This window comes from Serratia grimesii, from assembly GCF_900186025.1.
GTDB classification, from domain to species: domain Bacteria; phylum Pseudomonadota; class Gammaproteobacteria; order Enterobacterales; family Enterobacteriaceae; genus Serratia; species Serratia grimesii.
Window position 1 is genome coordinate 492,207 of the sequence record NZ_LT883155.1, and the last position, 24,837, is coordinate 517,043.

Genomic DNA, 24,837 nt, shown 5'->3' on the forward strand with positions numbered 1-24,837 from the left:
TGCCTTTCACGCCACAGCATTGTTGGCTGCAACGTGAAATTCATTGGGTAAGATTGATAAGGCTCTAGAGATATTTTTCTGCAAAGGCATGAATGTCGCGAAAATCTGCCAGCCGTTGCTGTAGCGTCTGATGATCCCAATGCCACCACTGGCTACGTTCGATACGTTCAATCAGTGCATCATCAAAACGCATGCCGATCTTTTTGGCCGCCACCCCGGCGACAATCTCATAAGGGGCCACATCCTTGGTCACCACGGCGGCACTACCAATTACCGCACCGTTGCCGATGCTGACACCGGGCATCACGATGGCGTTATGGCCGATCCACACGTCGTGGCCTATGGTCACGTGGTGCTCACGTCGCCAGTCGAAAAATGCTTCGTCGTCTTCACCCAGATCGTACTCTGAAGCGCGGTAGGTGAAATGATGTTGGGCGATGCGTTGGTAGGTTGGGTGGTTGCCAGGATTGATGCGTGCGTAAGAGGCGATTGACACAAATTTGCCGATGGTAGCGTAGAAAATCTGGTTATGTCCGGCAGTGTAGGAATAGTCGCCCATTTCCACTTCTTCCAGAATCGCGTCATCAGCCAGGTGGACATACTGACCGAGTCGACTGCGGGTTAGGGTCACGTTGTCGCCGATTCTCGGTTGTGCAAAGTCGCTCATAGTATGGCGTCCTGAGGGTATTTTGTGGATGAAGGAAGCAGCGCGAAAAGCGCCGCCAAAGTGTCATCGAGGTTGCCGTCGTTATCCAACAAACGGCAATGGGTGGGCAGATGTTGTTGATACTCCGCTGCCCGTACCAGTCGCTGCTCGATCTGGTCGGCACTTTCACGTCCACGGTTCTGTAGACGCTGACGCAAAATATCGGTGCTGACTTGCAGGCACACCGGCAGCAGTTGTGCACCGTAGCGCTGCTGCGCCTGCGGCAGGTGGGCGCGCGAACCATTGACCACCACGTCGATCCCCTGAAGTAACCAGAGATCCACCTCGATCCCAAAGGCGTAATGGTGTTGGTGCGCTTGCCAGTCGAGGGCAAAAAGCCCCTTGGCACGGCGGCGCAGGAACTCCGGTTCGCTAAGTGCAATATGGTTCTCGCAGCCGGCGTCTGCCGGTCTGGTGATATAGCGGTGCGCGACCAGCGGCGCGTTATCAGCATCGGCACGCAGTGCAGCCAGCAGGCTGTCTTTACCCGAGCCGGAAGGCCCCATCAGATAGATAAGATGCGCCATCAGAACACCTGCTTGCCCTGGCGCCACACGTTTTGCACGTAGATGTGCTCGCCGTGCGACCGTGCTAATACCAGATCCGCGCGTAATCCTTCGGCGATGGTACCGCGATCCTGCAAATCCAACGCCCTGGCCGGGTTGCGGGTGATCATCTGCACCGCTTGCGGCAAGTTATAGCCATTGCGCTCATCGGCGGCGATGCGAAATGCTGCATCCAACAGACTGGCCGGGTAATAATCTGAGGATAAAATATCTAGCACCCCCAGCGTCGCCAGATGGTGCGCTGCAACGTTGCCGGAATGTGAGCCGCCACGCACGATGTTCGGTGCGCCCATCAGCACCTGCAATCCTTGTTGGTGCGAAGCAAGGGCAGCATCTTCGGTAGTGGGGAATTCGGCAATCACACTACCCAGTGCGCAGGACTCGTTGACGTGGGCGGCGGTAGCATCGTCGTGGCTGGCGAGCGAAATTTTACGCGCCCGACAATGGGCGGCAATGGCTTCGCGATTCGGCGTGGCCCAGCGGCCAGAAAGCTCGACCTGCCGCTCTTCATACTCGCTCATCTGCTGATCATTGAGATGATATTTGCCCTGATAATACTCCCGGTATTTTTCGCGTGAGGCGAACTGGCGCTGGCCCGGTGAATGGTCCATCAACGACACCAGCGACACGCCGGGTTTGTCCATCAGTTGTTCGAACAGCGGCAGGGTACTTTCGTTGGGCAGTTCGCAGCGCAGGTGCAACCGGTGTTCGGCGCGATTGACCCCGGCGCGCTGGCTGTGGATCACCGCGTCGATCATTTTTTGCAGGTTTTCCAGACGATGACCGCCGTCGCGCACGTCACCTATCGCCACCGCGTCCAGCACCGTGGTGATGCCGTTGGCCACCATCAGTGCGTCATGGCTGCTCATCGCCGAATGCGCCGGCCAGTCGACATTTGGGCGCGGGGTGAAAAACTTGTCCAAGTTATCGGTGTGCAGTTCAATCAAACCCGGCAGCAGCCAGCCGCCTTCGCCGTTCAGTGCTTGTGGCAATTGGCTTGGCGTATCGGCAAAGCTGCGAATAATACCGTCGCTTACCTCCAGCGATCCTTCTACGATCTGATCTTCCAGCACCAGTTTAACGTTATTGATGATCATCAGAGGATCTCCAGCGCCTGTGGCGCCTGCATGTCATATAACCGGTCGGCGACCTGTTGGCGGACGCCTTCGTCATGGAAAATACCAACGATCGCCGCGCCGCGTTGTTTAGCCTGTTCGATCAGCCCGACTACTGCCGCGCTGTTGCGGCTGTCGAGTGACGCGGTCGGCTCATCGAGTAGCAGGATCGGGTAGTCGACAATAAAGCCGCGCGCGATGTTCACCCGTTGTTGTTCACCACCGGAGAAAGTGGAGGGGGCCAACTGCCACAGGCGCTGCGGTACGTTGAGTTGATTGAGCAGCGTCTCGGCGCGTTCGCGGCATTCGGCGCGGTTTACGCCCTGTTCCAGCAGCGGTTGCATCACGACGTCCAGCGCGCTGATCCGCGGGATCACCCGCAGAAATTGGCTGACCCATCCGAGGGTGTGGCGGCGAACCGCCAGGATCTGGCGCGCTTCGGCCTGCACCATGTCCAGCCATTCCCCCTGATGATTGACCCAAATATGGCCGCTGTCGGGCAGGTAGTTAGCGTACAGCGAACGTAATAAAGTTGATTTTCCGCTGCCGGAATGCCCGTGCAGCACCACGCATTCGCCACTGCTGACGGTCATGTTGGCATCGTGTAGCACCGGCAGTTGTGTGCCGTGCTGCTGGTGGAGCACAAAGGTTTTACTAAGGTGTTCAACCCGGATTTGAATAGTCATCTGTTATCACCTTGCGTTACGACAGCACCGAAGAAACCAGCAGTTGGGTATAGGGATGATGCGGATCGTCCAGCACCCGGTCGGTCAGGCCACTTTCCACCACTTCGCCCTGTTTCATCACCAGCAACCGGTGTGCCAGCAGACGTGCTACGCCGAGATCGTGGGTAACGATCACCGCTGCCAATTGCATCTCCACCACCAGGGTGCGCAGTAGGTCGAGCAGTCGCGCCTGTACTGAAACGTCCAGCCCGCCCGTAGGTTCATCCATAAATACCAGCTTCGGGTGGGTCACCAGATTACGGGCGATCTGCAATCGCTGCTGCATGCCACCGGAGAAGGTGGTTGGCAGATCGTCAAGGCGTGACACAGGGATCTCGACGTCTTCCAGCCATTGGGCAGCCTGGCGGCGGATGTCACCGTAGTGGCGCTGGCCGATAGCCATCAGACGTTCACCGATGTTGCCACCGGCAGAAACCTTGGGGCGCAGCCCGTCGAGCGGATGCTGATGCACCACGCCCCAGTCGGTGCGCAGCAAACGGCGGCGATCGCTTTCCGCCATCGCGTACAGGTCATGCTGTTGCCCGGCTTGCGGACGATAGATGATCTGTCCATTCTGCGGCGCCAGCCGTGCAGAGATCGATTTCAGTAGCGTGGTCTTGCCAGAGCCAGATTCACCGACGATGCCCAGCACTTCACCGGGATAAATATCGAAAGACACATCGCTAAAACCTTTGCCGGGTGCGTAAAGGTGAGTAAGGTTAGCCACCGACAGCAGCGGCGTGGTGCTCAAAGGGGTGGAAGTCATCAGTGCTGCACCTTTTGCGAAGGTTGCGCCAGTTGCTGCTGGCAGTAATCGGTATCTGAGCAGACGAACATGCGGTTGCCCTGGTCGTCGAGCACCACTTCATCCAGATAGCTGTGGCGTGAGCCGCACAGCGCACAAGGCTCGTCCCACTGTTGTACGCTGAACGGATGATCGTCGAAGTCCAGGCTTTCTACCTTGGTAAAGGGTGGCAGGGCATAGATACGTTTTTCGCGCCCAGCGCCAAACAGCTGTAATGCGGGCATCATGTGCATCTTCGGGTTATCGAATTTCGGTATCGGCGACGGGTCCATCACGTAGCGGTCATTGACCTTTACCGGGTAGGCATAGGTGGTGGCGATATGACCGTAGCGCGCGATGTCTTCATATAGTTTCACCTGCATCACGCCATACTCTTCCAGTGCGTGCATCTTGCGGGTTTCGGTTTCACGCGGTTCGATAAAGCGCAAAGGTTCGGGGATCGGCACCTGATAAATCAGGATCTGGTCCTCGCGCAAGGCGGTTTCTGGAATACGGTGTCGGGTCTGGATCAGCGTAGCCTCCGGCGTGCGTTCGGTGGTGGCAACCCCGGCGACACGCTGGAAGAAGCGACGGATGGAAACCGCATTGGTGGTGTCGTCGGCCCCCTGGTCGATCACCTTCAGCACGTCGGCGCGGCCAATCACGCTGGCAGTCAACTGAATACCGCCGGTGCCCCAGCCGTAGGGCATTGGCATCTCACGGCCGCCGAACGGCACCTGATACCCGGGGATCGCCACCGCTTTCAAAATAGCGCGGCGGATCATACGTTTGGTCTGTTCGTCCAGATAGCCAAGGTTATAGCCGGTTAATACTTCACTCATCGCGGGCCTCCTGACGCTCGCTAAACTCCTGCCGCAGACGTTTGAGCAATTCCAGTTCGGCCTGGAAATCGACGTAGTGTGGCAATTTGAGATGGGAAACAAAGCCTGCGGCTTCGACATTGTCGGCATGGGCCAGAACGAACTCTTCGTCTTGCGCCGGGCTGGCGATGCCTTCGTCGTATTCAGGGCTTTGCAGAGCACGGTCCACCAGTGCCATCGCCATTGCTTTGCGTTCAGCACGGCCAAACACCAGGCCGTAGCCGCGGGTGAAATGTGGTGGTTGGTCTGCTGGGTCGATGAAACCGTTGACCATTTCGCACTCGGTTAACAGGATCTCGCCGATATCTACGGCGAAACCCAACTCTTCGGGCACTATCTCGACGGAAACATAACCCGTGCGGATTTCACCGGCGAACGGATGGGTACGGCCGTAACCACGCTGAGTGGAATAGCTCAGTGCCAGCAGGAAACCTTCGTCACCGCGTACCAGCTGCTGTAAGCGTGCCGAGCGGGAACAGGGGTAGACCGGAGGATTGCGGGTGATATCATCCGGCGTGCTGCCGTCATCCTGTTCCGCCAGTGCTAACTGCTGCTGGCTGAGCAGACTGAACACGTGCGCGCAGTTCTCTGGCAAGGGTTCGTCGGCATGGGGTGCACGCGGCGCTTCACCTTCCGCCAACAGGGCAAAATCCAGCAGGCGGTGGGTGTAATCGTAGGTGGGGCCCAGAACCTGCCCACCGGGCAAGTCTTTGTAAACCGCAGAGATACGGCGTTCCAGCCGCATATTAACGGTCTCTAAAGGTTCGCTGACCGCCAGCCGTGGCAAGGTGGTGCGATAGGCGCGCAGTAAGAAAATCGCCTCGACCAGATCACCGCTCGCCTGCTTGATCGCCAGTGCTGCCAATTCCGGGTCGTAGATACCCCCTTCGGTCATCACGCGATCTACCGCTAATCCCAACTGTTGTTCAATTTGTTGAGTACCGAGCGCCGGTACGCTGTCGCCACCGCGTCGCAGTTGCTCTTGTAACTGATGGGCGGCCTCAATGGCTTTTTCGCCCCCTTTAACGGCAACGTACATCAGCACACCTCCACGCGGGTGGTCCGCGGTAACGCCAGAAGACGTTCACCGCAGGTCAGTAGAAAGTCCAACCCTAGCGGGAAGCGCTGCGGGCGGTTGATGAGATAGTCCAGTAGTGCGGGAGGTAACGACGGAGAGATAATCCGTTGATGTTCAATGCCGGGGCCGGTGAGTCGTAAAGCGGTACCCTGTTCCAAACTCTCGAGCTGCACCACGACGGTGGTACTGAATTCAGGGGAGATCTCACTGCCGTGCGGCAATGCTTGTAAATCAGTGGCTTGCAGTTGCGCATCGAACAGGGCAAAACACACCTGATCAGCCTGTGTCGCCATTGGTGCACCGCTATGGAAGCGAATGTTTGTTAGCACTTGCTCACTTTCTAGCGCTGAACACAGTTGCAGTGGGGTCTCCTGATCCGCCAGCGTCAGCAGTGCGGCGGTACTGGCGGCATTCAATGTGCCCCAGGCCGGGCTGCCCGGAAGCGTGACGACATGCCCTGGCTCGCTTAACGCCTTAAGAATCAAACGGAAAGCTTGTTGCGATTGTTCTATCGGTTGTGCAAAACCTGTCAGTAGGCTCATTGGTTAATCCCCTCGCACCAGCGTAAAGAAGTCCACCCGGCTGGACGCAACTGCCCGCGCGCGCAGCTGGCGCTGTTCATGCTGTAGGGCAGCCAGCGGCTCAATCAGTTGTTGTTGCAGTAACTCGGCTTGATCTGGCTGTTGCAGCAGAGCATCTGCCAGTGCGCAGAGTTCGGCATGTGCTTTGTCACGTCCGGCGATATAGCTGTAGCCGTAACCGCCGTTTTCCAGTTGCACCACCGCACGGGTGACCGTCATATCACCCAATACAAAACGGCGGCCGGTAGCACCCATGCGCCCTTGTAACTGCGCAAGGCCAATCTCTGGTGCGCGAATGGTTTGGAAGCGCGGGCTGAGGTTCAGCGCCTGCCAGTGACTGCGTAGCTGGGCGGGTTGGCTGTGCGCCAGTACTGACATCCAGCGTTGTCTAGGCTGTAAGGCTTGCATTCAGTGCTCCATCGTCAGTTCAATCATGTCGGCGCGCGCCAGGCTGACGGAGTATTCCGCCACGTTGTCACTGCCGGTGCAGACGTTCAGGGTGCGCACGCACAGCAGCGGCGCGTGGGTGGCTATCTCCAGCAGTTGACTCTCTTTGGCCTGAGCGCGGCGGGCACTGATACGCGTCTGGCTGCGGGTCAGCGGCTGGTGGATGTTGAGTTCGATAAATTCGTGTAATGAGCCGCTATGGAACTGCTGTAACGCAGGCCACCAGTCCAGATCGGGCAGATAATGGTCGATCAGGCTCATCGGCACGCCGTTGACCCGACGCAGGGTACGCAGGTGGATCACCGTTTCGCCTTCTTCACGCGACAGTGCACTGGCAACATGCCCATTACACGGGCGTAATACAGCGAGTAAGCGCTCACTGGTGGGGTGGCTGCCTTGCTCGAACAGGTTCTGACTGAACCGGGTATTGGCATGTAGCGGATAGTCATAGGGGCGCATCAGCACCAGAATGCCGATGCCGTGTCGGCGTTGCAGCCAGCCGCGATCCACCAATTGGTCGACTGCGCGGCGAAGGGTATGGCGATTTACTTGATAGCGCTCCGCCAGTTGTTGTTCGGAAGGCAGATAGTCGCCACAGCGGTATTGGGTACGCAGCTCTTGCTCAAGCTGCGCGGCGATTTGCTGGTAGCGGGTAGGGAAACTGGTCGGATGTCTAGATAAGTCCATCATAATAAAAACCTCGGCGTGCCGAATGCTCATTAAAATCTATGGGATGTCAGTTTTTCTTACAGTGCTTGTGCTGCTCACAACGCTACAGCGTGAAAGGCGACGGGTATGTCCCGTGGTGAAGTTGGCATTATCTTGCCGGGGCCAGATGACAATCGCGTTACGCATCGGTGGCGAACAGATGAACTATTTTGGACAGACTGATGATGCGTACTGGCCTACGTCGCGCTAAGCTGACGCCATTGATGACTGAACCGAGCCAATCCCATGCCACATCCCCTGACTGCAACTGAAAACCGTGCCCGCCCCTGGCCATTGTGGAAACCGATTCTGTTTCTGCTGGTGATGGCCGTTGGTCTTTACTACGTCAAATGGCAGCCTTATTACGGCAAGGCCTTTTTGGCTGCCGAAACGCACTCGATCGGCAAATCGATACTGGCTAATGGTGACAACAGCCCGTGGCTGGCGGCCTGGCACTATGCGTTGATCTATTTCACTGCGGTGTGGAAAGCGGCGGTACTTGGTGTGGTGTTGGGCTCGCTGGTGCAGGTATTAATCCCGCGTGATTGGTTGATGCGTACATTGGGACACCCACGGTTTTCCGGCACCTTGCTCGGCGCGGTGATCGCACTGCCGGGCATGATGTGTACCTGCTGTGCGGCACCGGTTGCCGCCGGGCTGCGCCGTCAGTCGGTATCCAGCGGCGCGGCGATGGCATTCTGGCTCAGTAACCCGGTGCTGAACCCGGCGACGCTGATTTTTATGGGCTTCGTGCTCGGCTGGCAGTTTGCCGCTATTCGGCTGGTGGCCGGGGTGATGATGGTATTGGGTATTGCCTGGCTGGTGCAGCGCGCGACTGCCAACGACCCGCAACCCGCCGCATTGCAAATGCCGGTGATAGCGCTGGAGAAAATCGAGGAGCAACCTTTCTTCGGGCGTTGGCTGAAGGCGCTGTGGTCGCTGTTTTGGTCAACCATACCGATTTACATTTTGGCGGTGTTGGCGTTGGGTGCGGCGCGGGTCTGGTTGTTCCCGCATGCTGATGGCGCGATAGATAACAGTGTGCTGTGGATTATTGGGTTGGCGATCGCCGGTTGTTTGTTCGTGATCCCTACGGCGGCGGAAATTCCGATTGTGCAGGCGATGATGTTGGCTGGCATGGGCACGGGGCCGGCGCTAGCGTTGTTGATGACCTTACCGGCGGTCAGTGTGCCTTCACTGCTGATGCTGAACAAAGCCTTTTCCGCTAAAGCTCTGATTCTGACGGCGGCTTTAGTGGCACTGTGTGGGATCGTGACAGGCGTGGTGGGAGTGTGGCTGGTGTAAGGTGAGAAAGGCGCAGCTTACAGGCTGCGCCCTTGAAAACAGTCAACGCAGCTTATGCACCACCTGATTGGCGCTGCCGCGCCAGATCAATGCCGGGTCTTTTAAGTCCTGCACAAACTTGCCGTCAATCAGCACGTTAATCCGATCCACTACCTGCATTTGCTGTTCATCCAGTTCAGCTAGCCGATAGCCCGTCCACAGCCAAATATCCTTGCCGGGGCACTCGGCATGCACTCTTTTCACCAATTGCAGCACCGCCGGGATATTGGCCGGATGCAGCGGATCGCCGCCGGACAGCGACAGGCCCTGGCGCGGAATACGCGTGTCGTTAAGGTCGGCAATCACTTGGTCTTCGATCGCTTGGGTAAATGGCTGCCCGGAATTGAGCCGCCAGGTGCTTTTGTTGTAGCAGCCAGGGCACTGGTGTACGCAACCGGCAACAAACAGCGTGCAGCGAGTGCCAGGGCCGTTGACCACGTCGATGGGATAGTACTGGTGGTAGTTCATATTTCGCTTTCTGATAGTAGGGGCTCAGCATGCTGAGCCCTGATGTATCGCTGCCCGACGTTAGCCGATCTGTCCATTCCCCAGGTGTTTCACCCGGCGTTTCACTTCCTCCTGCTTGCCTGCGTTGAACGGTCTGGCATCCGGGCTACCGAGGTAGCCGCACACCCGACGCGTAACGGACACCTTGGATGGCTCGTGATTACCGCATTTCGGGCAGGTGAAGCCTTTGCTGGTACAGGAGAATTCGCCGGTAAAGCCACACTCGTAGCACTCATCGATCGGCGTGTTGGTACCGTAATAAGGCACGCGGCTGTAGCTGTAATCCCATACATCTTCCAGTGCTTTCAGGTTGTGTTGCAGGTTCGGGTATTCGCCGTAACAGATGAACCCCCCATTGGCCAATGGCGGGTAAGGCGCTTCAAAATCCAGCTTGTCGTACGGATTGACCTTTTTCTCTACGTCCAGATGGAAGCTGTTGGTGTAATAGCCCTTGTCGGTGACACCCGGCACCACCCCGAAATCAGCGGTATCTAACCGGCAGAAGCGATCGCACAGGTTTTCGCTTGGCGTGCTGTACAGGCTAAAACCGTAGCCGGTTTCGGCTTTCCAACTGTCGGTAGCAGCCCGCAGATGCGCAACAATGGCGACCGCTTTGGCACGCAGCGCTTCATCGTCGTAAACATGTTGTTCATTGCCGAATAGCGCATTGATAGTTTCATGCAAGCCGATATAGCCCAGTGAGATCGACGCGCGGCCATTTTTGAAAATGTCGGCAATATTGTCGTCAGCTTTCAACCGCACACCACAGGCACCTTCCATATACAGGATGGGGGCCACGCGGGCTTTGATACCCTCGAGCCGCGCGATACGCGTCATCAGTGCTTTCTTCGCCAGCAGTAAACGTTGATTCAGCAGTTGCCAGAAGCGGCTTTCATCCCTCATAGCCTCTAGCGCAATGCGCGGCAGGTTTAGGCTGATGACACCGATATTGTTGCGGCCGTCGTGCACCAGCTCGCCATCCTCTTCATAGGTACCGAGGAAGCTGCGGCAACCCATCGGCGTTTTGAACGAACCTGTGACTTTCACTACCTGATCGTAATTGAGGATGTCTGGATACATGCGCTTGCTGGCACATTCTAGTGCCAACTGTTTGATATCGTAGTTTGGATCGCCATATTGGTGGTTCAGGCCGTCGCGAATGGCGAACACCAGTTTAGGGAACACTGCTGTCTTGCGGTTCTTGCCCAGCCCGGCGATACGGTTTTTCAGAATAGACTGTTGGATCAACCGTGATTCCCAGCACGTACCCAGGCCGAATCCGAAGGTGACGAACGGGGTTTGCCCGTTGGCGGTGTGCAAGGTATTGACCTCGTACTCCAATGACTGGAAGGCGTCGTAACACTCTTTCTCGGTGCGTGCCATGGCGTAGCCTTGCGCGTCCGGGATCTGCCACTCTTCGGCGACTTGCCGGTGCTTGTTGAAGCTTTCGCTGACGAACGGTGCCAGGATCTCGTCGATGCGGTTAATGGTGGTGCCACCATAAATATGGCTGGCGACCTGTGCGATGATCTGTGCGGTGACGGCGGTCGCGGTGGAGATCGACTTCGGTGGTTCGATCTCGGCATTACCCATTTTGAAGCCGTTGGTCAGCATGCCTTTCAAATCGATCAGCATGCAGTTGAACATAGGGAAGAAGGGCGAGTAATCGAGATCGTGGTAGTGGATCTCGCCGCGCTCGTGGGCCAGCACCACGTCACGTGGCAGGATATGCTGTTTGGCGTAATGCTTGGCGACGATCCCGGCCAGCAGGTCGCGCTGGGTAGGGATCACCTTGCTGTCTTTATTGGCATTTTCGTTCAGCAACGCCATGTTGCTTTGTTCCACCAGGCCGCGGATCTCTTGGTTGAGTCGCCCACGCAGTTCGCGTGCCACGTCACGATCGTGACGATATTCGATATAGGCGCGTGCCAGCTGTTTGTATTCGCCGGCCATCAGCTGATTTTCAACCGCCTGCTGAATTTCATGGATATCAACGCGCTGCTGTTGTGACATCCGTTGAGCGACTACGCGGGCGACAGTAGCGCAGTAGTCAGCATCGACAATCCCGGCGGCCAGTGCTGCCCGCTCGATAGCTTGCCCAATGCGTGCCTCGTCAAAAGGTACCTGGCAACCGTCCCGTTTAATCACTACTGGTTTCACGTTGTTACTCCTTGTTCCCCGAGGGAGCGCTGATGCCCGGCAGCCTGAAAGCTATTGGGTATCGGTATGATTTCGGCTTATCCACAGGGCAAAGCCGCAGCGCACAAGGGCTGAGGCGACGTGTGGATGATTTTGTGGATAACTACTACATATAGGTGTTGGTGTTTCTTAATGCACTATATATAGATATTGGCAGGGTTCTTTTGACGTAGGACAAAGAAATTGAAAGAGCGGGCGTTAGCTGTACAAACGTTAATTTACGGCCTGAAAACTCAGGCCGGGCGGTGACGAAAATGCTCTAGCAGGAACTCAACCCAGACGCGTACCCGAGGCGGAAGGTCGGCAGAAGCGTAATACAGCCACAGTTGAGTCGGCTGTGGCCAGCAGCCCGCCAGCACCGGCAGCAGAGTACCTTGCGCAAAATGCTGTTCCGCGTACCAGCGAGCCAGGCAGGCGATGCCTACCCCAGCCAGGGCCGCATCCAGCAGCATCTCCGGCCGGCTGGCAACCAGGCGACCATGCAGCTCCAGCGTTTTGGCGTCGCCGTGCTGACGCAGAGGCCATTTTGCGTTGCGCCCGGTAGCCGGGTTACGGTGCAGCAGGCAGTTATGTTGCAGTAGATCGTCAGGATCCTGCGGCATGCCGTGTTGCGCCAGATAACCGGGTGAGGCCGCCAGCACCATCTGCATTGAGTATAGGGGGCGCGCCACCAGTCGACTGTCAGGATCGACCCGGCTGCCAATACCTACGTCAAAGCCTTCACCCACCAAATTGACTACTCGCGCATCCAGTGAAAGATCGAGATCGATCTGCGGATAACGCTCGAGAAATTGGGGGATCAATGGCATCAACATTTGGCGGCCGAAGCCGGGGATCATACTGACGCGTACCGTCCCTGATGGTGTTTGCTGCGCACTGCCGGCGGTTTCCAGCGTTGTGGACAGCGCCTGCCACAGCGGAGCGACTTGGTGCAGCAGTGCTTTACCTTCGTCGGTCAGCACCACGTTGTGGGTATTGCGCTGGAACAATCGCAGCGCCAGCTTTTCTTCCAGCACGCGAATATTTTTGCTAATCGCCGCCGGGGTGACACCCAACTGGCGCGCAGCAGCAGAGAAATTCTGTGCCTGGGCTGCGGTGAGAAACGCTGGCAGCAGGCGATGTACGTCAAAGGGCAGTGACATAGTGGTTGATACTTTCAGTTGAAATTGAAGTGACAACTAACAGCCTACACCCGGCGTGCAGGAAATGGAAAAATGCGATATCAAATCTTAATCAAGGATCTCTTATGTCGCGTATTCTCGTGTTAACCGCTCACCGTTTCCCTGATGATTCACGTATCAACAAAGCGTTGATCGAAGCACTGCGCCCGCTGCCAAACGTGACTATTCACGAACTGATGCGCGCTTACCCGGACTATCAAATTGACGTGGCGCGTGAGCAGGCGTTGTTGCAGAGCCATGATGCGGTGGTGATGTTGTTCCCATTCTACTGGTACAGCTCACCCGCGATCCTCAGTGAATGGCAGGACGCGGTATTAACCCACGGTTTTGCCTACGGTACTGATGGCACCAAACTGCAGGGTAAACCGTTGCAACTGGTGGTCACTACCGGCGGCAATCAGCAGGCCTATACGCCTGAAGGGTATAACCGCTATCCAGTAACAGATTTACTGCGCCCGTTCCATGCAATGGCCAATCTGACCGTCATGGATTACCTGCCGCCGTATCTGGTTCAGGGTGTGTTTGATATCAGTGAGGAGCGTCTGGCGCAAGAGGCAGCCGGTGTGGTGGAATTACTGGAAAAACTGTAAGGCGCAGCAAGCCACGCCCCGGCAGTATTAGTCTTCTAACAGCCACCATACGGCTTCGAATGGCCGCAAGGTAGTGGCCTGCGGTTGCGCAGGCGCATTAGCGTAGTTGCTCATTAGCGGGCGCCACAAATCAGACGGCTCTACGCCTTCCGCTTGCCAGGCCAGCGACTCGCGGCTCAGGTTGGCGACAACCAACAGGCGTTGGCCGTTCCAGCTGCGCTGGTAGCACCACAGTGCCGGGTGGGCGGGGGCCAGGTCACGGTAGTCACCGTGAGTCAGCAGTGGATACTGCTTGCGCAGGGTGATTAATTGGCGATAGGCGTAAAACACCGAATCCAGATCGGCCAGCGCCGTTTCGGCATTGATTTGCGGGTAGTTTTCCGCGCAGCTAATCCACGGGGTGCCTTGAGTGAAACCGGCGTTCGGTGCGGCGCTCCACTGCATCGGCGTGCGGCCGTTATCGCGTGATTTACTGGCCAAGATAGCCAGCAGCTCGGCGTCACTTTTGCCCTGTGCACTGAGTTCGCTATACATATTCAGGCTTTCCACATCGCGATACTGCTCTATGGTGTTAAAGCCCGGGTTAGTCATGCCGATCTCTTCGCCCTGATAAATATAAGGTGTGCCCTGCATGCCATGCAGCACCATTGCCAGCATTTTGGCGGCCGGTACCCGCAGCTCGCCTTCATCACCGAAGCGAGAAACGATGCGCGGCTGATCGTGGTTACACCAGAACAGCGCGTTCCACGCCTGATTATGCATGCCTTGCTGCCAGTGGCGGAAAATCTGTTTGAGTTCAACGTAATCAGGCGCGGCCAGTGTCCATTTTTCGCCGTCGGCATAATCCACCTTCAGATGGTGGAAATTGAAGGTCATCGACAGCTCTTCACCACTTTTTGCCGCGTACTGTTGGCAATGTTCCAACGTGGTGGACGACATCTCCCCTACGGTCATCAAGCCGCGTGGCTGGAACACATCCCGGCTCATCTCTTGCAGAAATTCATGAATACGCGGCCCGTCGGTGTAGAAACGGCGACCGTCGCCTTGGTTATCAGAGGGGAAATCCTGCTGCTTGGAGACCAGGTTGATTACGTCGAGACGCAGGCCGTCCACGCCCTTGTCGGCCCAGAACTGACACACTTTCTTCAGTTCCTCGCGTACCGGTGGGTGCTCCCAGTTAAGATCTGCCTGCTCGGTAGCGAACAGATGCAGATAATACTGACCACTGTCGGCGTGCCATTGCCAGGCGTTGCCGCCAAACTTGGAACGCCAGTTGTTCGGCGGTGTGTCGCCTTCGCCGTCGCGCCAGACATAGAATTGACGGAACGGGCTGTTACGATCCTGTGAGGCTTTGAACCACGGGTGTTCGGTCGAGGTATGGTTGAACACCATGTCCATTACGATGCGGATGCTGCGCTGGTGGGCGGCAGCGATCAGACGGTCGAAATCCTCCATGGTGCCGTAGGCCGGATCGATGGCGCAGTAGTCCGCCACGTCATAGCCGTTGTCCACCTGCGGGGAGACATACACCGGCGTCAGCCAGATCGCGTCGATGCCCAGTTCCTGCAGATAGTCCAGCCGCTGGGTTACACCGGCCAGATCGCCGTAGCCATTGCCGGTGCTGTCCTGAAAACTCTTCGGATAGATTTGGTAGATGACACCGTTTTGCCACCAGGGGATTGGATTGCTCATAGTAATACCTTTGAATCGTGACAACGGGCCCGGCTTGGCGGGCCCCTACATTTCAATCAGACCGGCAGCTCACCGCGGCTGGCTTTGCGTTTGTAAACCATGATGGTCAGTACCAGAGGGATAATCACCGCCACCAGGATCGCCACCGTGTAAATCATCCAGAACTGCGGTTTGATCGACAGGATGCCCGGCAAACCACCGACGCCGATACCGTTAGCCATCACGCCGTCCAGGCCGCAGATCAGCCCGGCGAAGGCGGAGCCGATCATCGCGCACAGCATAGGGAAACGGTATTTCAGGTTGATCCCGTACATCGCCGGTTCGGTAACGCCGAGGTAGGCGGAGATGGCCGCCGGTACAGAGATTTCTCGTTCGTTGGCTTTACGGCTGACAATGATAATGCCCAGTACCGCAGAGGCTTGTGCAATGTTAGACAGCGCAATCAGTGGCCAGACCGGGGTACCACCCATGCTCTGGATCATCTGCATATCGATGGCTAGGGTAGTCTGATGCACACCGGTAATCACCAGCGGTGCATACAGGAAGCCAAACAGCGCGGCGCCAATCGGTGCGAAGCTACCGGTCATCACGGCTTTTACCGCCCAGGCTACGCCATCGCCAATCATGCGACCAAACGGCCCAATAAACGCGTGTGCCAGGAACACTGCCAGCAGCAGTGAAACCACCGGCACTACCACCAGATACAGGTAATCCGGCACGATCTTTTTCAGGCGGGTCTCAATCCAGCCCAGCGCCATACCGGCCAGCATGGAAGGGATCACCTGCGCCTGATAGCCGACTTTCTGAATGGTGAACCAGCCGAAGTTCCACACTTCCGGAATCTGCTGACCGAGTTGATAGGAATTCATCAACTGCGGGGAAACCAGCGTGACGCCCAGCACAATACCCAGCACCGGCGTGCCACCCATTTTTTTCACTGTGGACCAGCAAATGGCGACTGGCAGGAACATGAAGATGGCTTCGCCGAGCAGCCACAGGAAGTCGTAAATGGTTTTCCACGCCGGATGCATCTGCGCCAGCGTTTGGCCGCCGGACATCGGGATGTCGCCGATCACGTTGCGGAAACCGAGGATTAAACCGCCGCTGATCAAGGCAGGCAGCAGTGGGAAGAAGATTTCAGCAAAGTGAGAGATGGCACGTTCGCTCCAGGTCATGTTCTGGCGCGCTGCCACTTTGGCTTGTTCTTTATCCGCTTCATTGACGCCGGTGGTGGCGATCAATGCCTGGTAGTAATCACCGACTTCCGGACCAATCACCACCTGGAACTGACCGGCATTGGTGAAGCAACCTTTGACCATCGGCAGCTCTTCGATTTCTTTCGGTTTAGCCAGAGCTGGGTCATTGAGAACAAAACGCAGCCTGGTAATGCAATGGCTGACGGTAGCGATATTCTCGCGCCCGCCCACCAGCACAATCAGGCGATCGATATCCTGCTGTTTTACTTTGCTCATTATTAGATACCTTTCTTGGTATGGGACTGTCGCAGAGGTGTTGACTGAGTAATGATCAAAGCTTAGTCATTCCCCTTTTCTTATGGAATGGGAACGTTCCCGGTTTGGGGCGAGGATCACAAAACGATAAAAAAATGACCATTTATCCCGCAGGGAATTTTGAGCGCTGGCCGAAACATCCAGCAATATTATCTTGAACAAACGCATTGGCGGCTATACTGTCACCCTTAACAATCAATAAGTTGATTGAAATTAGCGCGACGCGTTAGTCCAATACATTATGTGATCGTCGCTACCACGCACTTTTTCAAGGAAGAATGATGACTTTGACATTGCCCCGAATTCTTATTGTTCTCACCGCGTTGTTCCTGAGCGCCTGTACCGGCCAAAAAAGCAGCCCGGAACGCCACGCCCGGCATGCGATTTATCAGCTGGCGCGAGAGGATTTTTCCCCCGAAATGCGGACGCAAATTCCGGACTCGATAAAAGCCTCTATTCCGTTTTTTGACCAGTTCTATCAAATGGGGAAGGCCGATCGGGCCAAAGGATTGACGCGCAAGCAGGCAGAGCAGCAGGAAGCCTATTTCCGCAGCCCTGAATTCCTCAGCGACATGGGGAAGAAAGGGAAATTTATCAATCGGGAATATTCAGTGGATAACCCGCAAAAACAACGCCAGATCCTGCTGGATTCCGCTGTGGCTACCTACTGGGATGGCTATGAAGGACGGCCTTGAAAGCGGTTATCACGCTACCTAATAGCCCCAGCAAACCCGCCCTTAGGCGAGTTTGCTTGGTACGATGATCTGGCGGATACCCAGTTCGCCGCTGAGCTGGCCTAATAACTGCTGGGCGGCTTGCAGCCCGGCGCTGCCGTAGCCGAGGTCAACCGAAAACGTTTCAGGGAACAGGAAATTAAGCAGCGGGGTATTACCGATACCGCAAACTTGCAGTGGGGCAATATGTTGCTGTTGCAGGTATTTGATGGCGCCCAGGGCGATGGTGTCCGAGGCGCACACCAGCGCCGTGGTCTGGGGATCGATGACCGAAGCGGCCAGTTGGAAACCACTCTGATAGCTCAGTTCCCCCAAGGCTACGCTTGGGGTTATCCGCTGTTGCTGGCAAGCGTCCAGATAAGCCTGATGGCGGCGCATACCCGTGGTGGCATCCGAAAGTTGTACTCCCAGGTAACTGATGTGCTGGTGGCCCTGTTGTTGAAGGCGTTCCATCAACAGCCGTACGGCACCGTCATCATCGTAGCAAACTGAAGAAAACCCCTCGTATTCGCGAGCCAGCACCACCATCTTGTCTTGCCATGGGCTTAGCATCGCTGCCGTCAGTCCTGTGAAGCCAAATAGGATCACCCCGTCGACGTTACGCTGCTGCAGGACGTGCAGATGCTCTTTCACCAACCGTGTTTCAAACTGACTTTCCATAACGATCGGGTCGAAGCCCTGCTGATAGAGCAGCGGCAACATGGTACGCACCGCCTGGTTTTCCGACGGTGAGTCGAGACGGGAAACGATAATACCCACCACTTTGTCGCTTTGGCCGCGCATCGCACGTGCCGACTTGGACGGTGTAAACCCCTGCTGACGGATCACCGCCTCCACCCGTTCGCGGGTCTGCGGGCTTACGCTGCCTTCGTTGTTCAACACCCGTGATACGGTGGATTTTCCTACGCCGCTCAGGCGTGCGATGTCCTTGATGGTCAGCCGGTTTTGCATGGTTTACTTGTCGTTTAGGTTAAAAGGCGTAAATTGACGGCGTACGCTGAATGCCCGTCAGCATAGCCTATTTTCCGCAACGGATCTTGGCGCAATAAGGGGATTTGTGTACTGCGCTGAACGGCCGCTCTTGTCGTTCGATCTTTTCATTTACCGGAGGTTATCACCCGTATGGATCCCGATCCGACAGCCTTAGACACTCACTCGGTGATCCGGTAAAACCTGCCCGCTCTGCGCTGCTGTTTTACCGGTGAAGTAAACGGTAACCGGTAGCGCACGCCCGTCGTTCGCTCCTGCTGCTTTTAAAAATACAAGAATCTGCTCCGGCAGAGGCTTTTTGGCGTGTCCGAAAGCCTGGCTGGGGAAAGATCCTGCGTTCACCCGCTGCCGTGAGGCAATGGGCGACGAGGTGCGAAAAAATGAAACTGAAAAATATCCCCCGTCGGCTGCTGGGCTTGCTCAGCCGCAATTTACCGCGCCGTTTGGTGCACCGTGACAGCTTGTTGGACGGCCTTAGCGGCAAAGCTCAGGGGTTGCCCGCCGGCCTGGCGCAGCAGCGTTTAGAATGTGCTGCTGCTGACACAACCCAACTGTACTTGCGCTTCCATAGCCATCCTGAAGGCATTACCGCCCATGAGGCGGATGTGGTGCGTCAGCGCTGCGGTGAAAACATTATCGACGATCAGCAGCAAGAGGCTTGGTGGCAACACCTGTGGCACTGCTATCGCAACCCATTCAATCTGTTGCTGACTGCACTCGGCATGATCTCGTATGCGACGGAAGATCTGACCGGTGCACTGGTGATCGCCCTGATGGTGGTGATCTCGACACTGCTTAATTTCATTCAGGAAGCGCGATCCAACAAGGCGGCAGATGCGCTGAAGGCCATGGTCAGCAATACCGCGACAGTGATCCGCAGTGACGCGTTGACGGGCAAAAGTGAACATATTGAACTGCCAATATCCCAGTTGGTGCCAGGCGATATCATAAAATTGGCGGCAGGCGACATGATCCCGGCGGATCTTCGCGTGTTGTCGGCTAAGGATCTGTTTATCAGCCAGGCCGCACTGACCGGTGAATCTCTGCCTGTAGAGAAAGTTGCCGAGTTGCGCGGGCAGGTGGACGATCCGCTGGAATGCCAAAACCTGTGCTTTATGGGCACCAACGTGGTGAGTGGCACCGCGCTGGCGATGGTGATCGGTACCGGCGGGGATACTTACTTTGGCCAGCTGGCGCAACGCGTCATCAGCCAGGATGAGCAACCGAACGCCTTCCAGAGCGGCATTAGCAAGGTCAGCTGGCTGTTGATCCGTTTTATGTTGGTGATGACACCGATTGTGTTGCTGATCAACGGCTACACCAAGGGTGATTGGTGGGAAGCCGCGCTGTTTGCACTGTCGGTTGCGGTGGGGTTAACACCGGAAATGTTGCCGATGATCGTCACGTCGACATTGGCCAAAGGGGCAGTAAAACTGTCCAAACAGAAGGTGATCGTCAAACGCCTGGACGCTATTCAGAATTTTGGCGCCATGGATATTCTGTGTACTGACAAAACCGGGACTCTGACCCAGGATAAAATCGTACTGGAACGTCACACTGACGTCTTCGGTGTCGCCAGTGATCGGGTGCTGCATTACGCCTGGCTGAACAGTTTCTACCAGACCGGGCTGAAAAACCTGCTCGACGTGGCGGTGCTGAGCTGTGCAGAGCAAAATGAACAGCCGGATGTGCTGCAACATTACCGTAAGGTCGATGAGATCCCGTTTGATTTTGAACGCCGCCGTATGTCGGTGGTTGTGGCCAAAGACGCGCAATATCACGAGCTGATCTGCAAGGGTGCCCTGGAGGAGATGCTGGCAATTTGCAGCCATGTGCGGCAAGAAGATGAGGTGATCCCGCTGACTGAAGCGCTGCTGACTCGGATTCGGCGTATCACCGACGATCTTAACCAGCAAGGGCTGCGGGTTGTCGCGGTGGCTAACAAGATCCTGCCAGCGCAGGCGCATGAATATAGTGTGGCTGACGAATCGGATCTGATCCTCGAAGGGTATGTGGCCTTCCTCGATCCACCGAAGGAGAGCACGGCGCCTGCACTGGCGGCGTTGAAAAACAGCGGTGTCACGGTGAAGATCCTCACGGGTGACAATGAGCTGGTGGCAGCGAAAGTGTGTAAAGACGTCGGGCTGGCGGCGGATCATGTGTTGCGTGGCAGTGAAATCGAACAGATGGACGATGAGCAACTGGCGCAGGCGGCGGCACGTACCACGGTATTCGCCAAGTTGACGCCACTGCACAAGGAACGCATCGTCAAGCTGTTGCGCCAGCAGGGTCATGTGGTTGGTTTTATGGGGGACGGCATCAATGATGCGCCGGCGCTGCGTGCGGCGGACATTGGTATTTCTGTCGATTCTGCGGTGGATATTGCCAAGGAAGCGGCGGATATCATTCTGCTGGAAAAAAGCCTGATGGTGCTGGAGCAAGGTGTGATTGAGGGGCGTCGTACCTTCGCCAATATGCTCAAGTACATCAAGATGACCGCCAGCTCCAACTTCGGTAACGTGTTCAGCGTGCTGATTGCCAGCGCTTTCTTACCGTTCCTGCCGATGTTACCGCTGCACCTTCTGATCCAGAACCTGATGTATGATATTTCGCAGATTGCGATTCCATTTGATAACGTGGATGACGATCAGATAACGCAGCCGCAGCGTTGGAACTCCGGCGATATTGGGCGCTTTATGGTGTTCTTTGGGCCGATCAGTTCGATCTTCGACGTGCTGACCTTCAGCCTGATGTGGTGGGTGTTTAAGGCCAATACGCCTGAAATGCAGACGTTGTTCCAGTCCGGCTGGTTTGTTGAAGGTCTGCTGTCGCAAACACTGATTGTGCATATGATTCGCACACGCAAAATTCCGTTTATCCAGAGTCGCCCTTCGTGGCCGCTGTGTATCATGACGCTGGTTGTGATCACTACTGGTATTGGCCTGACCTTCTCGCCGTTAGCCGGTTTCCTGCAATTGCAGGCACTGCCGCTCGGCTACTTCCCGTGGTTGGTGCTGATCCTGGCCGGTTATATGGTGTTGACCCAGTGCGTGAAAGGCTGGTTTGTGCGCCGCTACGGCTGGCAATAATTCCCGCGCCCCTCTTGCATGCGTAAGAGGGGCATTTGTGATCCAACCCGGCTTTTCGCCCTCACCGTTGGACATCTGCACTGTGCTCAGTCTTTATTTACAGCTTCATTATCTTTTTGCTGTTTTTATTGATTTTTTTCCTCTGAGGAATTTCTGATGCACAGAACTCTGCGCTATACGCTATTGGCTTCATCGTTATTATTGTCTCTGGGCGCACTGGCGCAGCCAGCCGGTGATCTGCCGTTGATGCCCTGGCCGCAACAGGTTGAACTGACTCAGCCAGCAGGCAGGCTGGTGCTGGATCACCGCTTATCAATTAACGTGCAAGGCGACGATTTGGCCGATGCGCAGCAACGTTGGCGGCAGCGTCTTGAGTTGCAAACCGGCTGGACGTTGGCGCCGCAGGCAACAACAGATACGGGCGTGGTCGTTAAGGTCGATATCAAAGATAAGGTGGCGGTGCAGCCGCTGCCGGACAGTGACGAGAGCTACAAACTCGTGGTGAAACCGGACGGCGTCACGTTGACAGCCAATACCCGTTTTGGCGCGTTACGCGGGATGGAAACCCTGCTCCAGCTGGTACAGACAGATGAGCAGAACACCTTCCTGCCGTTGGTAAGTATCACCGACGTGCCACGTTTCCCGTGGCGCGGTGTGCTGTTGGATTCTGCACGTCATTTCCTGCCGGTGGCAGATATTCTGCGCCAGCTTGACGGTATGGCAGCGGCGAAACTCAACGTGTTTCATTGGCATCTGACCGACGATCAGGGTTGGCGCTTTGCTTCAGAGCATTACCCTAAACTGCAACAACAGGCCAGCGACGGCCAGTTTTATACCCGTGAGCAGATGCAACAGGTGGTGGCCTACGCGACCGCACGCGGCATCCGGGTAGTGCCGGAAATCGATCTGCCAGGCCATGCTTCAAGTATCGCGGTGGCCTACCCGGAATTGATGAGTGCGCCGGGGCCGTATCAGATGGAACGCAAGTGGGGTGTACATAAGCCAACGCTCGATCCGACACGTGATGACGTTTATCAGTTTGTTGACGCCATCATAGGTGAACTGGCCGCGATCTTCCCCGATCCATACCTGCATATTGGCGGTGATGAGGTCGATGCCAGCCAGTGGAAAGAATCAAAAGCCATTCAGAGCTTTATGCAGCAACATCAGTTGGCTGATACCCATGCACTGCAGGCCTACTTCAACCAAAAGCTGGAAAAAATCCTTGAGCAGCACCAACGGCAGATGGTTGGCTGGGATGAGATTTATCATCCGTCTCTGCCACGCACCATTGTTATCCAGTCCTGGCAGGGGCCGGATTCACTCGGTGCCAGCGCGCAGGACGGGTACCAGGGCATTCTGTCCACCGGCTTCTACCTTGATCAACCGCAGAGCACGGCCTATCACTATCGCAATGAGATCCTGCCGCAGCCACTGGGCGTTGCTACCGAGGTGCAGCCCGATGAGAAAGCGCAGAGCTGGCAGTTCAGCATGCCGCGCCTGAAGGGCAGTGCAGTGGAGGGCAGTTTTACCCTGATTGAAGGGAAACAGGGTTGGCGTGGCTTTATCGATTTTAATGGCAAGTCTCGGCGCGCATTGCACGATATTGTCTGGCGTTCTCCACAACAAGTGAGCTTCCGTCTCGATACCTGGATGGGGGATACGCGCCCGGTGTTCACGTTGGATCAAGACAAACTCAGTGGGTATACATTGGTCGGCAACGTACGTTACCCGACCAGCGGCAGTAAGCTGGCCACTGTTCCGGCAGGCAAGATGCCGGTAGTGCCGGGGCTGAAGCAGCAGGCTAATATTCTCGGCGGTGAAGCGGCGCTATGGGCGGAAAACATCAGAGCCCCCATTCTTGATCTTAAACTGTGGCCGCGTGGGTTCGCGGTGGCGGAGCGCTTGTGGTCAGCGCAGGATGTGACCGATGAAAACAACATGTATCGGCGACTGGCGGCGGTTGATGCCTGGTCGGTCGTGTCGGTGGGGTTGCAGCAACATGCTGAGACCGCTCGCGAGTTTACCCGGTTGGCGAACAGCGTGCAGATCGCACCGCTCTACACGCTGGCTGAAGCGGTAGAACCGGGTCAGTACTACACCCGCCAGCATTTGAAATTCAAGGCCGGCAACTACCATCAGTTCGAGCCGCTGAACCGCTTTGCCGATGCGTTACCCCCGGAAAGTAACGCGGTACGCGAGATGGGCCTGCAGGTTGCCGCGTTGGTGAAGGATCGTAACGATCGAGCCGCAGCGCTGGCGTTGCGCGAGCGTTTGCAGCGTTGGCAGTTGAATACCGCCCCGGTAAAAACGGTGATTGCCGGTAACAGGGTGATGCAGGACTTGGCTCCGGTGGCGCAGGATGTCGGCTCATTGTCCACATTGGGTCTGATGTTGCTGGAACGCTATCAGCAAAACAAGCCCTTGAGCAAAGCCGAAGCCGGACAGATACAACAACAACTGGATGCAGCCGCACAGATACGGGACGAAGTGGTGATTGCGGCGGTTTATCCGCTGGAAACCTTGCTGCGTGCCAGCGCGATCGAATAACTTTCTGCCTCGTCGGGCTTTGCTTCGTTGGGCTTTGCATGCGTAGGGGCTCAGCATGCTGAGCCCTCACAAAAACTTACAGCTGCAACGGCGGCAACTGTTTGAAAATGCTGACCAGCCCTTCGCCCCAGCCTCTGCGGATGGCGCTGAAATGTGGATGATCTTCAGTAATCCGATATTGTTGAGCGCTGCTGAAGCTGTCGCGTGGGTAGATCATCACGTCGAGCGGCAAACCGACCGACAGGTTGCTGCGTAGTGTGGAATCGAGGGAGATTAGCGCGCACTGCATCGCTTGTTCCAGCGGGGTATCGTAATTGAGCACCCGATCAATAATCGGTTTGCCGTACTTACTTTCGCCAATTTGGAAATAGGGCGTATCGCGGGTGGCTTCGATAAAATTGCCTTGCGGGTAGATATGGAATAACCGCATCTCTTCGCCCGTGATCTGGCCGCCAAGCAACAGGCTACAACTGAAGTCGGTGGTGCTCCCGCTCTGCTGGGCTTCGCTGTCGCGTTGGATCACTTCACGCACGGTTTCGCCCACCAGCGTGGCGGCTTCGTACAGACTGGGTGCGTTCAATAGATTTAGGCGCTCGGCATCCTTACAGCGGCGCTGTAGCAGGCTAATGATACTTTGGGTGGTTGCCAGATTACCGGCGCTTTGCAGCACCAGCATGCGGTCACCGTCTTGCTGGAACACGTGCAGTTTGCGGAAGATGGAAATATGGTCCACTCCGGCATTGGTGCGTGAATCGGAAGCAAAGACCAGCCCGGATGATAAGCGCATGGCCACACAATAGGTCATACCACAATCCCTCAAAACAGTACTGGCACACCGCCAAACGCCAGCGTGCCGTAA

Annotated in this window: 22 protein-coding genes; 5 read left to right on the forward strand and 17 right to left on the reverse strand. The window is 56.4% G+C overall.

Annotated features, from left to right (window positions below; translation table 11 throughout):
• Window positions 1-64: 64 nt before the first annotated feature.
• The 10 genes from SGBXF1_RS02295 to phnF are packed head-to-tail and all read right to left on the reverse strand — an operon-like array spanning window position 65 to window position 7,570.
• On the reverse strand, window positions 65-667 hold the full coding sequence (locus SGBXF1_RS02295; RefSeq protein WP_037423100.1) for a DapH/DapD/GlmU-related protein: 603 nt from the start codon (window positions 665-667) through the stop codon (window positions 65-67).
• The gene (phnN, locus tag SGBXF1_RS02300; RefSeq protein WP_130382613.1) at window positions 664-1,233 is read right to left on the reverse strand and encodes a ribose 1,5-bisphosphokinase; all 570 of its coding nucleotides are present in this window, start codon (window positions 1,231-1,233) and stop codon (window positions 664-666) included. Before phnN ends, SGBXF1_RS02295 begins: the two co-directional genes overlap by 4 nt.
• Entirely contained in the window at window positions 1,233-2,369 is a 1,137-nt protein-coding gene (gene phnM / locus SGBXF1_RS02305; RefSeq protein WP_037426038.1) for an alpha-D-ribose 1-methylphosphonate 5-triphosphate diphosphatase, read from the reverse strand. Before phnM ends, phnN begins: the two co-directional genes overlap by 1 nt.
• A complete protein-coding gene (gene phnL, locus SGBXF1_RS02310) occupies window positions 2,369-3,073 on the reverse strand; it encodes a phosphonate C-P lyase system protein PhnL (RefSeq protein WP_037426035.1) in 705 nt (234 codons plus the stop codon). Before phnL ends, phnM begins: the two co-directional genes overlap by 1 nt.
• A 16-nt stretch (window positions 3,074-3,089) precedes the next feature.
• On the reverse strand, window positions 3,090-3,878 hold the full coding sequence (gene phnK / locus SGBXF1_RS02315; RefSeq protein WP_037426032.1) for a phosphonate C-P lyase system protein PhnK: 789 nt from the start codon (window positions 3,876-3,878) through the stop codon (window positions 3,090-3,092).
• Window positions 3,878-4,738 carry an alpha-D-ribose 1-methylphosphonate 5-phosphate C-P-lyase PhnJ gene (locus SGBXF1_RS02320; RefSeq protein WP_037426030.1) on the reverse strand — a complete coding sequence of 287 codons (861 nt, stop codon included), beginning with the start codon at window positions 4,736-4,738 and terminating at the stop codon, window positions 3,878-3,880. The genes phnK and SGBXF1_RS02320 overlap by 1 nt, the downstream gene beginning before the upstream one ends.
• Window positions 4,731-5,816, reverse strand: coding sequence for a carbon-phosphorus lyase complex subunit (locus tag SGBXF1_RS02325; RefSeq protein WP_186427747.1), 1,086 nt, complete (start codon window positions 5,814-5,816; stop codon window positions 4,731-4,733). Before SGBXF1_RS02325 ends, SGBXF1_RS02320 begins: the two co-directional genes overlap by 8 nt.
• Window positions 5,816-6,397 (reverse strand): phosphonate C-P lyase system protein PhnH, encoded by a 582-nt coding sequence (phnH, locus tag SGBXF1_RS02330; RefSeq protein WP_130382607.1) that lies wholly within the window; start codon window positions 6,395-6,397, stop codon window positions 5,816-5,818. The genes SGBXF1_RS02325 and phnH overlap by 1 nt, the downstream gene beginning before the upstream one ends.
• 3 nt (window positions 6,398-6,400) lie before the next feature.
• A complete protein-coding gene (phnG, locus tag SGBXF1_RS02335) occupies window positions 6,401-6,844 on the reverse strand; it encodes a phosphonate C-P lyase system protein PhnG (protein WP_037426023.1) in 444 nt (147 codons plus the stop codon).
• Complete coding sequence (gene phnF, locus SGBXF1_RS02340; protein ID WP_172479798.1) at window positions 6,845-7,570, reverse strand: phosphonate metabolism transcriptional regulator PhnF; 726 nt, start codon at window positions 7,568-7,570, stop codon at window positions 6,845-6,847.
• Window positions 7,571-7,837: 267 nt separating this feature from the next.
• On the opposite strand from phnF, the gene SGBXF1_RS02345 reads away from it, so the two are divergent.
• Window positions 7,838-8,896 (forward strand): permease, encoded by a 1,059-nt coding sequence (locus SGBXF1_RS02345; RefSeq protein ID WP_061807473.1) that lies wholly within the window; start codon window positions 7,838-7,840, stop codon window positions 8,894-8,896.
• A 42-nt stretch (window positions 8,897-8,938) separates the two neighbouring features.
• Here SGBXF1_RS02345 and nrdG read toward each other — a convergent pair whose 3' ends face one another.
• The 3 genes from nrdG to SGBXF1_RS02360 all read right to left on the reverse strand — a co-directional run bounded on the left by nrdG (window position 8,939) and on the right by SGBXF1_RS02360 (window position 12,783).
• A complete protein-coding gene (nrdG, locus tag SGBXF1_RS02350) occupies window positions 8,939-9,403 on the reverse strand; it encodes an anaerobic ribonucleoside-triphosphate reductase-activating protein (RefSeq protein WP_037426017.1) in 465 nt (154 codons plus the stop codon).
• 60 nt (window positions 9,404-9,463) lie between these two features.
• Window positions 9,464-11,602 (reverse strand): anaerobic ribonucleoside-triphosphate reductase, encoded by a 2,139-nt coding sequence (gene nrdD, locus SGBXF1_RS02355; protein WP_186427748.1) that lies wholly within the window; start codon window positions 11,600-11,602, stop codon window positions 9,464-9,466.
• Between the two features lie 272 nt (window positions 11,603-11,874).
• A complete protein-coding gene (locus SGBXF1_RS02360) occupies window positions 11,875-12,783 on the reverse strand; it encodes a LysR family transcriptional regulator (RefSeq protein ID WP_037426011.1) in 909 nt (302 codons plus the stop codon).
• A 104-nt stretch (window positions 12,784-12,887) separates the two neighbouring features.
• Here SGBXF1_RS02360 and SGBXF1_RS02365 point away from each other — a divergent pair, with 104 nt between their 5' ends.
• Window positions 12,888-13,412 carry an NAD(P)H-dependent oxidoreductase gene (locus SGBXF1_RS02365; protein WP_186427749.1) on the forward strand — a complete coding sequence of 175 codons (525 nt, stop codon included), beginning with the start codon at window positions 12,888-12,890 and terminating at the stop codon, window positions 13,410-13,412.
• A gap of 27 nt (window positions 13,413-13,439) precedes the next feature.
• Here the strand turns inward: SGBXF1_RS02365 and treC are convergent, their stop codons facing one another.
• Both treC and treB read right to left on the reverse strand, forming a co-directional pair.
• Window positions 13,440-15,104, reverse strand: a complete 1,665-nt coding sequence (gene treC, locus SGBXF1_RS02370) for an alpha,alpha-phosphotrehalase (RefSeq protein ID WP_186427750.1) — start codon at window positions 15,102-15,104, stop codon at window positions 13,440-13,442.
• A 56-nt stretch (window positions 15,105-15,160) separates the two neighbouring features.
• On the reverse strand, window positions 15,161-16,576 hold the full coding sequence (treB, locus tag SGBXF1_RS02375; RefSeq protein WP_037426002.1) for a PTS trehalose transporter subunit IIBC: 1,416 nt from the start codon (window positions 16,574-16,576) through the stop codon (window positions 15,161-15,163).
• A 320-nt stretch (window positions 16,577-16,896) separates the two neighbouring features.
• Between treB and SGBXF1_RS02380 the strand changes: the two genes are divergently transcribed.
• The gene (locus SGBXF1_RS02380) at window positions 16,897-17,310 is read left to right on the forward strand and encodes an Exc2 family lipoprotein (RefSeq protein WP_186428454.1); all 414 of its coding nucleotides are present in this window, start codon (window positions 16,897-16,899) and stop codon (window positions 17,308-17,310) included.
• Window positions 17,311-17,352: 42 nt separating this feature from the next.
• Here SGBXF1_RS02380 and treR read toward each other — a convergent pair whose 3' ends face one another.
• Window positions 17,353-18,300 (reverse strand): trehalose operon repressor TreR, encoded by a 948-nt coding sequence (gene treR, locus SGBXF1_RS02385; protein ID WP_037425997.1) that lies wholly within the window; start codon window positions 18,298-18,300, stop codon window positions 17,353-17,355.
• A 419-nt stretch (window positions 18,301-18,719) separates the two neighbouring features.
• Between treR and mgtA the strand changes: the two genes are divergently transcribed.
• Both mgtA and SGBXF1_RS02395 read left to right on the forward strand, forming a co-directional pair.
• Entirely contained in the window at window positions 18,720-21,428 is a 2,709-nt protein-coding gene (gene mgtA / locus SGBXF1_RS02390; protein ID WP_037425994.1) for a magnesium-translocating P-type ATPase, read from the forward strand.
• 156 nt (window positions 21,429-21,584) lie between these two features.
• On the forward strand, window positions 21,585-23,978 hold the full coding sequence (locus SGBXF1_RS02395; protein WP_186427751.1) for a beta-N-acetylhexosaminidase: 2,394 nt from the start codon (window positions 21,585-21,587) through the stop codon (window positions 23,976-23,978).
• Window positions 23,979-24,054: 76 nt separating this feature from the next.
• Here SGBXF1_RS02395 and SGBXF1_RS02400 read toward each other — a convergent pair whose 3' ends face one another.
• Window positions 24,055-24,783 (reverse strand): proteasome-type protease, encoded by a 729-nt coding sequence (locus SGBXF1_RS02400; protein ID WP_186427752.1) that lies wholly within the window; start codon window positions 24,781-24,783, stop codon window positions 24,055-24,057.
• Between the last annotated feature and the right edge of the window lie 54 nt (window positions 24,784-24,837).